General features: G+C 69.9%; 12 protein-coding genes and 1 tRNA gene. 6 read left to right on the forward strand and 7 right to left on the reverse strand.

Annotation, left to right across the window (positions count from 1 at the left end):
• Window positions 1–15 precede the first annotated feature (15 nt).
• Window positions 16–717 carry an arylesterase gene (locus DDE23_RS02950; RefSeq protein WP_107749880.1) on the reverse strand — a complete coding sequence of 234 codons (702 nt, stop codon included), beginning with the start codon at window positions 715–717 and terminating at the stop codon, window positions 16–18.
• Here DDE23_RS02950 and DDE23_RS02955 point away from each other — a divergent pair.
• Both DDE23_RS02955 and DDE23_RS02960 read left to right on the forward strand, forming a co-directional pair.
• Window positions 716–1,423 carry an ABC transporter ATP-binding protein gene (locus DDE23_RS02955; protein WP_107749881.1) on the forward strand — a complete coding sequence of 236 codons (708 nt, stop codon included), beginning with the start codon at window positions 716–718 and terminating at the stop codon, window positions 1,421–1,423. The genes DDE23_RS02950 and DDE23_RS02955 overlap by 2 nt on opposite strands.
• The gene (locus DDE23_RS02960; RefSeq protein ID WP_107749882.1) at window positions 1,420–3,939 is read left to right on the forward strand and encodes an ABC transporter permease; all 2,520 of its coding nucleotides are present in this window, start codon (window positions 1,420–1,422) and stop codon (window positions 3,937–3,939) included. The genes DDE23_RS02955 and DDE23_RS02960 overlap by 4 nt, the downstream gene beginning before the upstream one ends.
• A 1,158-nt stretch (window positions 3,940–5,097) precedes the next feature.
• Here the strand turns inward: DDE23_RS02960 and DDE23_RS02970 are convergent.
• The 6 genes from DDE23_RS02970 to fabI all read right to left on the reverse strand — a co-directional run bounded on the left by DDE23_RS02970 (window position 5,098) and on the right by fabI (window position 10,726).
• Entirely contained in the window at window positions 5,098–6,222 is a 1,125-nt protein-coding gene (locus DDE23_RS02970; RefSeq protein ID WP_107749884.1) for an aminotransferase class V-fold PLP-dependent enzyme, read from the reverse strand.
• A gap of 31 nt (window positions 6,223–6,253) precedes the next feature.
• Entirely contained in the window at window positions 6,254–6,976 is a 723-nt protein-coding gene (locus DDE23_RS02975; protein WP_107749885.1) for a polysaccharide deacetylase family protein, read from the reverse strand.
• A 70-nt stretch (window positions 6,977–7,046) separates the two neighbouring features.
• Window positions 7,047–8,666, reverse strand: coding sequence for an MBL fold metallo-hydrolase (locus DDE23_RS02980; protein ID WP_107749886.1), 1,620 nt, complete (start codon window positions 8,664–8,666; stop codon window positions 7,047–7,049).
• 89 nt (window positions 8,667–8,755) lie between these two features.
• Window positions 8,756–9,274 (reverse strand): xanthine phosphoribosyltransferase, encoded by a 519-nt coding sequence (gene gpt / locus DDE23_RS02985; RefSeq protein WP_107749887.1) that lies wholly within the window; start codon window positions 9,272–9,274, stop codon window positions 8,756–8,758.
• Window positions 9,275–9,285: 11 nt separating this feature from the next.
• Window positions 9,286–9,900: a LysE family translocator gene (locus DDE23_RS02990; RefSeq protein WP_107749888.1), complete on the reverse strand. Its 615-nt coding sequence runs from the start codon at window positions 9,898–9,900 to the stop codon at window positions 9,286–9,288.
• 1 nt (window position 9,901) lies between these two features.
• The gene (fabI, locus tag DDE23_RS02995; RefSeq protein WP_107749889.1) at window positions 9,902–10,726 is read right to left on the reverse strand and encodes an enoyl-ACP reductase FabI; all 825 of its coding nucleotides are present in this window, start codon (window positions 10,724–10,726) and stop codon (window positions 9,902–9,904) included.
• A gap of 142 nt (window positions 10,727–10,868) precedes the next feature.
• Between fabI and pdxH the strand changes: the two genes are divergently transcribed.
• The 4 genes from pdxH (at window position 10,869) to DDE23_RS03015 (ending at window position 12,737) form a co-directional block, all read left to right on the forward strand.
• Complete coding sequence (gene pdxH, locus DDE23_RS03000; RefSeq protein ID WP_107749890.1) at window positions 10,869–11,507, forward strand: pyridoxamine 5'-phosphate oxidase; 639 nt, start codon at window positions 10,869–10,871, stop codon at window positions 11,505–11,507.
• 91 nt (window positions 11,508–11,598) lie between these two features.
• On the forward strand, window positions 11,599–12,117 hold the full coding sequence (locus tag DDE23_RS03005; RefSeq protein WP_107749891.1) for a cold-shock protein: 519 nt from the start codon (window positions 11,599–11,601) through the stop codon (window positions 12,115–12,117).
• Window positions 12,118–12,123: 6 nt separating this feature from the next.
• Entirely contained in the window at window positions 12,124–12,609 is a 486-nt protein-coding gene (locus DDE23_RS03010; protein WP_107749892.1) for a DUF192 domain-containing protein, read from the forward strand.
• A gap of 51 nt (window positions 12,610–12,660) precedes the next feature.
• Window positions 12,661–12,737: transfer RNA gene (locus tag DDE23_RS03015), tRNA-Pro, on the forward strand.
• Window positions 12,738–13,061: the final 324 nt, after the last annotated feature.

Genomic DNA, 13,061 nt, shown 5'->3' on the forward strand with positions numbered 1-13,061 from the left:
AGCGCATCGCTCCGCTCAGGGCGTGATGCGGGCCAGGAGATCCTCGACCGCCGGACCCAGGGCCTCAACCACCAGGTCCACACCCTGCGGGTTGGGGTGGATCATGTCGTTCTGAAACAGCGACCCGGGCGCCGCCCCCGCCTCGACCGCGGCGCCGATCGGGGCCAGCATGTCGGGGACGAGGAGCGCGCCGTGTTCCGCCGCGACCTCGGGATACATCGCCGCGAAGGCCTGCTGATACTCCGGCCCGTAATTGCCGGGGGCGGGCAGGCCGACCAGCAGCGCCGGGATCCCCTCGTCCGAGAGCCGGGCCAGGATCGCGTCGAGGTTGGCGCGGCTCAGCGCCGGGTCAATCCCGCGCAACAGATCATTGCCCCCCAGCGCCACGATCACCGCCTGCGGCCCATCGGCCAGCGTCCAGTCGAGCCGCGCCAGCCCCCCGGTCGTCGTATCGCCGCTGACCCCCGCATTCTGCACCGCCACGTCATGCCCGCGCGCCCTGAGCCAGGCTTCCAGCTGCGGCACCAGCCCTTCGTCCTGCATCAGCCCGTAGCCCTGGGTCAGCGAATCCCCCAGTGCGGTGATGCGCAATGTTTCGGCAGAGGCGACGGAAAACGGCGCGGCCAGCGTGAAAACCAGCGCTGCCGCCGCCATCCAGCGCTTGCCTGTGCGCCCCGAGACCCCATATCGGCCTAAACCGCCAAGGAAATTCTTCATGCCCGATCCTGTCCTGTCGCTTCGCGATGCCCGTCTGACCTTGCAGGGCAACGCCGGGCCTGTCGATATCCTCAAGGGCATCTCGCTGGAAGTTGAGCGGGGGCAATCGGTCGGTCTGGTCGGGCCCTCGGGCTCGGGCAAGTCCTCGCTCCTGATGCTGATGGGCGGGCTGGAGCGCGCCACCGGCGGCAGCGTGCGGGCGCTGGACCAGGACCTGACCGCGATGAACGAGGATCAGCTGGCCCGCTTTCGCCGGGGCAATATGGGGGTGGTCTTCCAGTCCTTCCACCTGATCCCGACCATGACCGCGCTGGAAAACGTCGCGACGCCGCTGGAACTGGCGGGCCGCAAGGACGCTTTCGAACGGGCCGAGGCAGAGCTCACCGCCGTGGGTCTCGGCGCCCGGATGCACCATTACCCGGCGCAGCTGTCGGGCGGCGAACAGCAGCGCGTGGCGCTGGCCCGTGCCGCCGCGCCCCGGCCGGCGATCCTCTTGGCCGATGAGCCGACCGGCAACCTCGACGGGCCGAACGGGCAGGCGATCATGGACATGCTCTTCGGCCTGCGCGACCGGCACGGGGCGACGCTGGTGCTGGTCACCCATGCGCCGGACCTCGCCGCGCGCTGCGACCGGGTGATCCATCTGCGCGACGGGATGATCGAGACCGAGACCCGGTCGACGCCCCGCGCCGAGGCCGCGCAATGAGCCTCGCCATCGCCGCAAGGCTGGCCCGGCGCGAGCTGCGCAGCGGGTTGGGCGGGTTCCGCATCTTTCTTTTGTGCCTGACGCTGGGCGTGGGGGCCATCGCCGCCGTGGGTTCGGTCCGCTCGGCCATCGAGGGCGGGCTCGCCCGCGAGGGGCGGGCGCTTCTGGGCGGTGACGCCGAACTGCGCCTGACCTATCGCTTCGCCGATGAGGCCGAACGCGCCTGGCTGACCGAGCATGCCGCCGCCTGGTCGGAGGTGGTCGATTTCCGCTCCATGGCCACCGCGCCCTCGGGTGAGCGGTCGCTGACCCAGGTCAAGGCCATCGACGACAACTGGCCGCTGGTCGGCGCCCCGGTCTTCGAGCCGCCGATGGACGTGGCCACCCTGCTCGCCGGGCGCGACGGGCTGCCGGGCGCGGCGCTCGACCCCTTGCTGATCGACCGGCTGGGCCTCGCCGTGGGCGATACGGTGCGCCTCGGCACCCAGGATTTCGCCCTGATGGCCGCGGTGGTGCGCGAGCCGGACACCGTGGGCACCACCTTCGGCTTCGGCCCCCGCAGCCTGGTGGGGATCGAGGCCCTGCGCCAGTCCGGGCTGGTCGGCGCCGGGTCGATGTTCGACACCTCGTACCGGCTGCTGCTGCCCGAGGGCGCGACCCTGGCCCAGACCCGCCGCTCGCTGATCGACACCTTCCACGACGCCGGCATCCGCTGGCGCGATTCGACCCGGGCCGAGCCGGGGATCGAGCGTTTCGTCGACCGGATCGGCGCCTTCCTGGTGCTGGTCGGGCTGGCCGGGCTCGCCGTGGGCGGCATCGGCGTCTCGGCGGCGGTGCGGGCCTATCTCGACGCGAAGACCGGGGTCATCGCCACGCTGAAGACGCTGGGGGCCGAGGGGCGGGTGATCTTCGCCACCTATTTCCTGCAGATCGGCGCGCTGACCCTGCTGGGCGTGGCGCTGGGCGTGGCGTTGGGCGCCGGGGCGCTGCTGGTCGCTGTGCCGCTGGCGCAGGACAGCCTGCCGGTGCCCATTGCCAACGGCATCTACCCGCGTCCGCTGGCCGAGGCCGCGCTCTATGGCCTGCTGACGGCGCTGGTCTTCACCCTCTGGCCGCTGGCCCGGGTCGAACGGGTCCGCGCCGCCGCGCTGTATCGCGGGCAGGGGGGCGAGGCCCGGGCCCGGCCGCGCGCCTTGCTGATGCTGGCGCTGGCGCTCTCGGTCGCGGCGCTGATCGGCGTGGCGGTCTGGTTCTCGGGCACCTGGCAGCTGGCGCTGGGCACGGCGCTGGGCATCGCCGGCTCGCTCGGGCTGCTGGCGCTGGTGGCGGTGGCGCTCAGGGCGCTGGCCCGGCGGGCGGCGCGGTCGCGCGCACTCAGGGGGCGGACGGCGCTGCGGTTGGCGCTGGGCGCGGTCGGCAACCCGAGGGAAGGCGCGGTGGCGGTGGTGCTGTCGCTGGGGCTGGGCCTGACGGTGCTGGCCACCGTCGGGCAGATCGACGCCAACCTGCGCGGCGCCATCTCGACCGAGATGCCCGACCGCGCGCCCTCGTTCTTCTTCCTCGACCTGCAACCCGATCAGGTGGAACCGTTCCGGATGGCGCTTTCGTCCTTCGAGGGCGTGAGCGACATCGAGACGGCGCCGCAGCTGCGGGGGGTGATCGCCCAGATCAACGGCCGCCCGGCGCGGGAATACGGCAACCATTGGGTGCTGAGGGGCGACCGTGGCCTGACCTATGCCGCCGATCAGGGGCGGCTCAGGCTGACCGAGGGCGAGTGGTGGCCCGAGGATTACGCTGGCCCGCCGCTGATCTCCTTCGGGGCCGAGGAAGGGGCGGAGCTGGGACTGAAGCTCGGCGACACGATCACCGTGAACGTGCTCGGCCGCGACATCACCGGCACCATCGCCAATTTCCGCGAACTCGACTTCCGCACCGGCGGGATCGGCTTCGTCATGACCTTCAACCCGGGCGCCTTTACCGGGGCGCCGCATACGGTGATCGCCACCGCCCGTGCGCCCGAGGGCAGCGAGGGGGCGATCCTGCGGGCATTGGGGCGGGACTTCCCGAACGTGACCGCCATCCCGATCCGCGAGGCTGCCGAGCGGCTGGGCGAGGCGCTGGGCGCGCTGGCCGCCGCCACCTCGCTGGCGGCGCTGGCGACGCTCGCCACCGGCTTCGTGGTGCTGATCGGCGCTGCCGCCGCGGGCGAAAGGGCGCGGGTCTTCGAGGCGGCGGTGCTGAAGACGCTGGGGGCGACGCGCGGCCGGATCCTCGCCAGCTTCGCCCTGCGCTCGGCGCTGATGGGGGGCGCGGCCGGGCTGGTGGCGATCGGCGCGGGCGGGTTTTCCGCCTGGGCCGTGCTCACCCAGGTGATGGAGATCCCGTTCCGCTTCGACCCGGTCTCGGCCCTGCTGATCGTGCTGGGCGGAATCCTGGCGGTGCTGCTCGCGGGGCTGTTGTTCGCGCTCCGTCCGCTGGCGGCGCGGCCTGCGGGCGTGCTCCGCGCTCAGGAGTGAGGAAGGAAGCGGGGGCCAGCCCCCTCGACTCCCGGCCGCGCCACGGGCGCGGCGTTCCCGAGACGCCGCTCACCCCCCGCCAAAGGGGACCCTCGGGCCCCCTTTGGAAACCCCCGAGGATATTTTTAGAACAAAGATGAAGATTAAGAGGGCGTTAAGCCGCAATCTTCGTTCTTCAAATATCCTCGGGGGGTGAATGCCCGCAGGGCAGAGGGGGGCAGACGGCCCCCCTTCTTCGGCGCGGCGGCACGCCGCGCCGCTGGTCGCCCGAGGCGCCCGCGATAGCGGGTAACGAGGGCGAAACCCCTCTGCTGCCCGCGCCTCCGTGCCGCAAGTCTGGCCGGTGCCTCCCCGGCTGGCACCCGCGCCGACGCCATTCAGGCGGTGGGGCTCAGCCGTTCGCCCAGAAACATTGCCCTGGCGCCGAGGGCAATCACCGGACCGCTCAGCTGCGCCTCTGCCGCGCGGGCGGGGCCCGGGATCGCCTGCCGGAGCGGAGAACCCAGCCCCGAGGTCACCGCGCCCCATAGCGCCGCGCGCAGCAGGTCCCGGGGCTGGCTTTGCCCCAGCCGCGGGGCAGGAAGGCCAGAACCAGCAGCGGCATTGCCAGCAGGAGATGCCCGGCCGGCGCCCCGAGCGGCGGGCAGGCCTCCCGCCCGGGCGGGGACCATTATCCCGCACCCGGCGCTACCCCCGCCGACAGCAGCGCCGCGGTTGGAGCGGGCGGCGCCCTCATCCCGGGCGGCGGCGGGGTTGTGGCTTCCGTCGGCGCCTCCGCGGCCTCGGCAAGGCGCCGTCTGCCCGGCTGCAGCGCCCTTTGTCAGCGCTTTCCCTGCCTTCCGGTGAACAGGACCAGCGCCCTGACGCCCGCGTCGAGCGCTCTTTGGGCCAAGGAGAAACCCGGCAGGTGGAGCGTCGGCCACAGGGCCGCCCAGGTCATCAGGAGCGCGGGCCCCGTCCGCGTGTCGGGCAGCAGCGCCGCCGGCCCCGCCAGCGCCGGCACAACGCCGCGCTGGGGGCTTCGCGCTCGCCACCACCCGGATCACGGCAAGGGGCAGGGCCTCGGTGAGCCCTGCCCTTGTCGCTGCCCGGCACAGCAGCGAACTGGCCGCGCGGGCCCCCGTCACCAGCGCCGCGAGCAGCGCCCGGCGTATCGCCTCAGGCGACCGCCTTCAGCGCCGCGTCGAGGCGGGCCAGCGTGCCGGGGACGTCCTTCAGCTTGTCGAGCCCGAAGAGGCCGATGCGGAAGGTGCGGAAGCCCTCGCCCTCGCCGATCATCAGGGGCACGCCGGCGGCGATCTGGTATCCCGCGGCGGCGAAGGCCGAGCCGTTCTGCAGCTCGGGCCGGTCGGTATAGCAGACCACCACCCCCGGCGCGCCGAAGCCCTCGGCCGCCAGCGGCTTGTGGCCATAGGCGGCGAGCAGCGCCCGCGCGCCCTTGCCCAGCGCGTGTTGCGCGGCCTTGGCGGCGTCGAAGCCCATCGCCTTCGTCTCCAGCATCGCGTCGCGGAAGCCCGCCAGCGCGTCGGTGGGCATGGTCGCGTGATAGGCGTGGCCGCCGTCCTCGTAGGCCTTCATGATCGCGCGCCATTTCTTCAGGTCCAGCGCAAAACTGTCCGAGGTCGTGGCCTCGAGCCGCTGTTCGGCGCGCGTGCCCATCACCACGATCCCGGCCGAGGGCGAGGCGCTCCAGCCCTTTTGCGGCGCCGAGACCAGCACATCGACGCCGAGCGCCTTCATGTCGACCCAGGCCGCGCCCGAGGCGATGCAGTCCAGCACCATCAGCGCGCCCACTTCATGCGCGGCGTCGGCCATCGCCTTGATATAGGCGTCGGGCAGGATCATCCCGGCCGAGGTCTCGACATGCGGCGCGAAGACCGCTTCGGGCTTTTCCGACAGGATCCGGGCGGTGACTTCGGCGATGGGGGCGGGGGCGAAGGGGGCCTCGGACTCGTTGCCCTGGGGACGGGCGTTCATCACCTCGGTCCCGTCGTTCAGGTGGCCCGCGTCGAAGATCGCGCTCCAGCGGAAGCTGAACAGGCCGTTGCGGACCACGAGGCATTTGCCGCGGCCGAACTGGCGGGCGACCGATTCCATGGCGAAGGTGCCGCCGCCGGGCACGAGCGCCACGGCCGAGCCGTTGTAGACCTCTTTCATCGTGGCCGAGATGTCCGTCATCACGCCCTGAAAGCGCTTGGACATGTGGTTGAGCGAGCGGTCGGTGAAGACGACCGAGAATTCTTCGAGGCCGCCGGCGTCGATATGGTCGTGGAGGGCGGGCATCTCAATCTCCGTGTTTGATGTCGCGCGCACACTAGGGTGTGGCGGGGCCGGGCGCAACGCCGCCCGCGGCCAGCAGGTCGGGCACGGTGACCAGCTGGAAGCCCCGGCCGCGCAGCCCGTCGATGATCGCGGGCAGCGCGGCGCGGGTAGCGGCGCGGCTCTCGTACATCGCATGCAGCAGGATGATCGACCCCGGCCGCGCCTGATCGATGGCGGCGCGGGCGATGCGTTCGGCCCCGGCGTTGGGGTCGCTGTCGGGTTCGACATCCCACATCACCGTCAGCCGGTCCTGTTGCGCCAGCACCCAGGGCAGGGAGAACAGCTTCTTGCCATAGGGCGGGCGGAAGGGCAGCGGCCCCTCGTAGCCCGCGGCGCGGATCGCGGCATCGGTGCGGGCCAGTTCCTGGACGACCTCGGCCGGGCGCATCAGGACCATGCGCTGGTGGCTCCAGGAATGGTTGCCCAGCGCATGGCCGGCGGCGACCAGGGCGGCGGTCTCGGCCGGGTATTCGGCGGCCTCGCGGCCGGTGACGAAGAAGGTCGCCCGCACCCCGCGCCCGGCCAGGATGCCGAGGATCTGGTCGGTATAGCCCGGGGTCGGCCCGTCGTCGAAGGTCAGCGCGACCAGCGGGCGGTCGGTCGCCACATGGGCAATGAGCCGCCCGAAAAGCTGGAACTCCCGCGCCCGGGACAGCTGCCAGAGGCCCAGCACGAGGGCGGCGACGGCCGCGAGGAGCACCAACCAGCGAGTCATCCCGGCAGTCTGGGCGGGAAGGCCGAAGCCGTCCAGCCGCCCGCGCGGCCATGCGCGGAAGGGTGCCTAGTCAGCCGCCGTGTCCCGCCTGCCAGTCCTCCAGCGCGGCGCGCAGGCGGCGGATCAGCACGCCGCGGGCCTTTTCGTCGCCCGCGCCCGACAGCGCCTCGTTGAGGTCGAGGAAAAGCGTCGACACGTCGTTGTGCCAGTCGAGGTTGGCCACCGCTGCCGGGGGCAGGCGGGGGGCGGGGCGGCCCTGACCCTCGTCGAGTTCCTGCGGGCCCGAGGGGGTGAGCCGGTAGCTTGCGTCCAGCGCCGGTTGCAGGACGGGCAGGGGGGCCAGCGCCTCGGACTCGGACCGGGCCAGCGCTTCCATGGCCGGGGGCTCGCCATGGGTCAGGAACAGGGCCTGCCGCACCGGGGCGCGGGCGGCGATCCAGGCGGTCAGTTCCGGCCCGTCGGCGTGGCCGGAATAAAGGTCGATCACCCGGATCCGGGCCTGCACGTCATAGCCCTCGCCCTGGATCCGCACCTGTTTCGCGCCGTCGACCAGCAGCCGCCCCAGCGTCCCCTGCGCCTGATAGCCGACGAAGAGGACCGTCGCCGCCTCGGACCAGAGCCAGCGTTTCAGCCGGTGGCGGATGCGCCCGGCCTCGGCCATGCCCGAGGCGGCGATGACGATGTGGAAGCCCTCGACCTGATCGAGGCGCTTCGACTCCTCGACATCCTGGGTGAAATGCAGGTTCGGGTTGTGCAGCCCCTTGGCCAGCGCATTGCCCTTCTCCAGCGTCCGGCGGTGGCGGTCGAAAACCTCGGTCGCGCGGGCGGCCAGCGGGCTGTCCACATAGATCGGGATCGGCGGCAGAACGCCCTCGTCCATCAGCCGGGTCAGGTCGGCGATCAGTTCCTGCGCGCGCTCGACGGCGAAGGAGGGGATCAGCAGGGCGCCATCGGGCCGGATCGCCGCGCGCACCTCCTCGCCCAGGATGGCGCGGCGCACCTCGTCCGAGGCACCCAGCCGGTCGGTCCCGCCATAGGTGCTTTCGCAGATCAGGTAATCGACACCCGCAGGCCCCTCGGGATCGGGATGCAGGAGCTTGTAGGCCGGGCCGATATCGCCCGAGAAACACAGCACCATCGGCTCGCGGTGGCCGGGCAGCATCACCTCCAGCTCGACCGAGGCCGAGCCCAGCATATGCCCCGCGTTCCAGAACCGCGCCCGGAGCCCGGGCAGGACCGCGACCCAATCGCCGTAATCATGGCCCCGCATCTGCGCCATGGTCCGGTCGACGTCGGCGCCGTCATAGATCGGCGTCACCGCGTCCTTCTGCCAGCGGGCGCGGCGGCGGTTGAGCTGCTGCACCTCCAGCGCCTGGATATGCGCGGAATCGGGCAGCATCACGCCGCAAAGGTCGACCGTGGCGCGCGTGGCATGGATCACGCCGGCAAACCCGTCATGCACCAGCTTCGGCAGAAGCCCGGAATGGTCGATATGGGCATGGGTCAGGACCACCGCGTCGATATCCGCGGGGTCGAAGGGGAAGGGGCGGTAGTTCAGCTCTTTCTCGGTCTTGGAACCCTGGAACATGCCGCAATCGACAAGGATCGTCCCCGCCGCGCACTTCAGCCGGAAGCACGAGCCGGTGACACCGCGCGCCGCACCGTGAAAGGTCAGTTCGGGAAAGGACATGGCCACCTCCGCCGCCAGTCTCGCGCCAAGGCGTGGAAACGGCAAGGAAAAACCCCGGCCTTTCGGTCGGGGTTCGGGGTGGGCGCCGGTCAGTCGCGGCCGCGGAAGGGCTCGACGTATTGCAGCGCCATGTCCCAGGGGAAGAAGATCCAGGTATCCTGGCTGACGCCGGTGATGAAGGTGTCGGTCTGCTTCTCGCCCTCGGGCTTGGCATAGACGCAGGCGAAATGCGCCTTGGGATAGAGCTTGCGCACCAGTTCCAGCGTCTTGCCGGTATCGACCAGATCGTCGACGACAAGAATGCCTTCGCCGTCGCCCATCATCTCGGCATTGGGGGATTTGATGACCTGCGCCTCGCGCCGCTGGTCTTCCTTGCCGCCGCCCGAATGGTAGGACTTCACGCTGATCGTATCGACGGTGCGGATGTCGAGCTCGCGGGCGACGATCATCGCCGGAGCCATACCGCCCCGGGTGATGGCCACCACCGCGCGCCAGCTGCCGTCATCGGGACCGCGGCCCTGCAGGCGCCAGGCCAGCGCGCGCGCGTCGCGGTGCAGCTGGTCCCAGCTGACGTGGAAGCCCTTTTCATGAGGCAGGCGGTCGATCATCGGGAACTCCTTCAGCGGGACAGAAGCAGGCGCAGCCCCAGCGCGCCCAGCACCGCCCCAGCGGTCCGGTCGATCCAGAGCTTGGCGCCGAGATAGGCCGCCCGCGCCGCAGGACGCGAGAGGATCAGCGCCAGAAGCGTATAGCCGAGGATCTCCAGCAGGAAATGGGCCGCGACGACGAACGTTGCGTCACCGAAGCCCAGCCCGGCAGGGAAGATCACCACCAGCACAGCGGCGGAAAAGAGCACCGATTTCGGATTGGCGAGGTTGACCAGCAGACCCGACCCGAAAGCCCGGCTCCAGCGCCGCCGCCCGTCCGAGGGGCCCTGACCCAGCGGGCTGCCCGCGTCGCGCCAGATCTGCACGGCGATCCACAGAAGATAGAGCGCGCCCGCCAGCTTCATCGCCGCAAAGGCCCAGGGCACCAGCACGAACAGCGCCCCCAGCCCCGCCAGCGCCGCCGCCGTCCAGCCGGCCGCGACCAGCGCCAGCCCGGCGCCGGTGGCGATCCCCGCCCCCAGCCCGCCGGTCAGCGTGTTCCTCAGCGCCAGCAGCATCGCCGGACCCGGCACGATGAAGGCCGCGGAGAGGGTCAGCACGAAGGCGGCAAGCTGGGCGGCGGTCATGTCACTCGCCCTTGCGGCCGGTCACCACGTCGATATCGGGCGCGTCCACCGCCTTCATGCCGACGACGTGATAGCCCGCATCGACATGCAGCGTCTCGCCCGTGGTGCCCGAGCCCAGATCCGACAGCAGGTAGAGCGCGGCCTTGCCGACCTCTTCCTGCGTCACGTTGCGGCGCAGCGGCGAGTTCAGCTCGTTCCACTTCATGATGTAGCGGAAATCGCCGATCCCCGAGGCCGCCAGCGTCTTGATCGGCCCGGCCGAGATGGCGTTGCAGCGGATGCCGTCCTTGCCCAGATCCTCGGCGATATACATGACCGAAGCCTCCAGCGCCGCCTTGGCGATGCCCATCACGTTGTAATGCGGCATGACCTGCTCGGCCCCGTAATAGGTCAGCGTCAGCAGCGAGCCGCCTTTGGGCATCATCGCCGCGGCGCGCTTGGCGACGGCGGTGAAGGAATAGACGGAAATATCCATCGTCATCAGGAAGTTGGCGTGGCTGGTATCGACATAGCGGCCGCGCAGCTCGTTCTTGTCGGAAAAGCCGATGGCGTGGACCACGAAGTCGATCTCGGGCCAGTCGGCCTGCAGCGCGGCGAACATCGAATCGACCGAGTCCATGTTCGAGACGTCGCATTCGAAGAGCCGCGGCGCGCCCAGGCTCTCGGCCAGCGGCACGACCCGCTTCTTCAGCGCTTCGCCCTGATAGCTGAAGGCCAGTTCCGCGCCCTGCGACGCCAGCGCCTGAGCAATGCCCCAGGCGATGGATTTGTCGTTGGCGAGGCCCATGATAAGGCCTTTTTTGCCCGCCATAAGTCCTGCTGACATCGCGCTCTCCGGCTCCTGAGTTTACGTAGGGGCCAGCTTTAGGCCAAAGCCCCTGACGCATCAAGGGCGCGCAGGACTTGCGGCCTGGCCGGGTTTGCTGCGAGTGTCGGCCCCGCGATCCGCCAGCAAGGAAGGCCCGGCCATGAGCGACGACCACGACGACAGCATCCGTACCGGCATCTTCGCGGGCGAGGATCCCTTCGTCATCGCCCGCCGCTGGCTGGCCGAAGCCGAAGAGAGCGAACCGAACGATCCCAACGCAATAGCCCTTGCGACGGTTGACCCCGAGGGGCTGCCCAATGTCCGCATGGTGCTGCTCAAGGACATCGAGAGCCACGGCGGCGGCGACGGCGCCTTCGTCTTCTATACCAATTACGGCAGCCGCAAGGGGGCCGAGATCGAGGGCGCGGGCAAGGCGGCCTTCGTCATGCACTGGAAGTCGCTGCGCCGACAGATTCGCGTCCGCGGCACCGTGACCCGCGAAGAGGGGCCTCAGGCCGACGCCTATTACGCCAGCCGCTCGCTGCAATCGCGGCTCGGCGCCTGGGCCAGCAAGCAGTCGCAACCGCTCGAGTCGCGCGGCGCGCTGATGGCGGAGGTTGCAAAGATGAGTCTCAAATTCGGCATAAACCCGCCGAGACCTGAATTCTGGGGTGGATTTCGTCTCCTTCCGGTTGAAATTGAGTTCTGGGCAGACGGCGCCTTCCGGTTGCATGACCGGTTCCGCTTTACACGCAGTCAGGGAACGGGACGATGGACCAATATCCGGCTGAATCCGTGAAATTCACGCTTCGCGAAACGCCTTCCCCTTGCACTTGCTGCAAAATGCGAAGATGCTGAACGCGGTTGGGACTTCTATGGTTGGGAATACAATGGTCGAGGTTGAGCGGGGCCTCCCGCGCGTCCGTGGCAGCGTGAAATGGTTCGATCCTGCGAAAGGGTTCGGATTTATCGTTGCCGAGTCGGGGGGGCCGGACATTCTGCTGCATGTGAATGCGCTGCGGAATTTCGGGCAGAGTTCGGTATGTGACCGCGCGGGAATCGTGGTCAGTGTGCAGCAGACGCAACGCGGGCTGCAAGCGGTCGAGGTTTTCGAGGTGTCGCCGCCCGATGACGGCGAGGTCGATATGCCCGAACTCGACCCGGCGGACGAGCTGCTGACGCTCGAACCGGCGCGGGTGAAATGGTTCGACAAGGTCAAGGGCTTCGGCTTTGCCAATGTCTTCGGCCGGCCCGAGGATGTCTTCATTCACATGGAAGTGCTGCGCAAATCGGGCTTCGCCGAGCTACAACCCGGTGAGGCCGTGGGTCTGCGCATCGTCGAGGGCGAGCGGGGCCGCATGGCGGTGTCCATCTCGTCGTGGGAAACGGCGTTGCACAAGAAGGAGTGAGGGCGGATGCGTGAGGGGTTGGTCGGCGGCGTGCTGACGGGTTTCATCGCCCTGGTGATGATGGCGGTTCCGGCGCTGGCGTCGGAATGCCGCGAGGACCGGGTCCAGCTGCGCAGCGCGCAGGGGACCGCCGCCTTTACCGTCGAGATCGCCGACACCGACGCCGAGCGCGCCCAGGGGCTGATGCATGTCGCCTCGATGCCGCGCTTCAACGGCATGCTCTTCGTCTTCGACCGGCCGCAGCGCGCGGTCTTCTGGATGGAGAACACGCTGATCCCCCTCGACATGCTGTTCATCGACGAACAGGGTGTGGTCCAGGCCGTGCACGAGAATGCCGTGCCGCTGGACCGCACCCCCATCGACGGGGGCGAGGGCATCCGCTACGTCCTCGAGATCAACGGCGGCATGGCCTCGCGCCTGCACCTTGCGCCGGGGGCCGAGCTGCGTCATCCGGCCATCGCGCAAGATCTCGCGGCCTGGCCCTGCGAGTGACCCTTTCCACTTCGCGCGCACTGGTCTAAGAGGCCGGTGACGAGGGATCATCGGGGCGTGGCGCAGTCTGGTAGCGCGACGGTTTTGGGTACCGTAGGTCGTAGGTTCGAATCCTATCGCCCCGACCATCCCGCGTTGAGGACCCGGCCCTGAGGGGCAAGGGGCCGAATGGCTGGGGGCGCTGCCAAACCTCCCGTGTTTCAGTCGTCTGCGGTGGATCCGAAACAGCCTGCCCGGTTGGCGGGGCGGTGCGCGTCATGTGGTTGCGCGTCGCGTGGCCGGCAAGCGCAAGGGTTGCTCTGCGGTCCGGCCGGAATGCCACTTCAAAGCGTCCGGCGACCCCGGGCCCAGGGGCAGGGCCCGCGCCTGAACACCAAAGCTGACCTTTCCTTTCGCGCAGAGAAGTTGATTTTCCGCGCCGGTCTTTCTTGTCACACTCCTCCGGCATCCCC

It is taken from the genome of Pararhodobacter aggregans (assembly GCF_003075525.1).
GTDB classification, from domain to species: domain Bacteria; phylum Pseudomonadota; class Alphaproteobacteria; order Rhodobacterales; family Rhodobacteraceae; genus Pararhodobacter; species Pararhodobacter aggregans.

Excerpts from the sequence above, each read along its gene's own strand:
- DDE23_RS02990 (WP_107749888.1), bottom strand. The coding sequence starts at position 9,900 with ATGACCGCCGCCCAGCTTGCCGCCTTCGTGCTGACCCTCTCCGCGGCC.
- gpt (WP_107749887.1), bottom strand. The coding sequence starts at position 9,274 with ATGATCGACCGCCTGCCTCATGAAAAGGGCTTCCACGTCAGCTGGGAC.
- DDE23_RS02980 (WP_107749886.1), bottom strand. The coding sequence starts at position 8,666 with ATGTCCTTTCCCGAACTGACCTTTCACGGTGCGGCGCGCGGTGTCACC.
- DDE23_RS02960 (WP_107749882.1), top strand. The coding sequence starts at position 1,420 with ATGAGCCTCGCCATCGCCGCAAGGCTGGCCCGGCGCGAGCTGCGCAGC.
- DDE23_RS02955 (WP_107749881.1), top strand. The coding sequence starts at position 716 with ATGCCCGATCCTGTCCTGTCGCTTCGCGATGCCCGTCTGACCTTGCAG.
- DDE23_RS02975 (WP_107749885.1), bottom strand. The coding sequence starts at position 6,976 with ATGACTCGCTGGTTGGTGCTCCTCGCGGCCGTCGCCGCCCTCGTGCTG.
- DDE23_RS03010 (WP_107749892.1), top strand. The coding sequence starts at position 12,124 with ATGCGTGAGGGGTTGGTCGGCGGCGTGCTGACGGGTTTCATCGCCCTG.
- DDE23_RS02970 (WP_107749884.1), bottom strand. The coding sequence starts at position 6,222 with ATGCCCGCCCTCCACGACCATATCGACGCCGGCGGCCTCGAAGAATTC.
- DDE23_RS02950 (WP_107749880.1), bottom strand. The coding sequence starts at position 717 with ATGAAGAATTTCCTTGGCGGTTTAGGCCGATATGGGGTCTCGGGGCGC.
- fabI (WP_107749889.1), bottom strand. The coding sequence starts at position 10,726 with ATGTCAGCAGGACTTATGGCGGGCAAAAAAGGCCTTATCATGGGCCTC.
- DDE23_RS03005 (WP_107749891.1), top strand. The coding sequence starts at position 11,599 with ATGGTCGAGGTTGAGCGGGGCCTCCCGCGCGTCCGTGGCAGCGTGAAA.
- pdxH (WP_107749890.1), top strand. The coding sequence starts at position 10,869 with ATGAGCGACGACCACGACGACAGCATCCGTACCGGCATCTTCGCGGGC.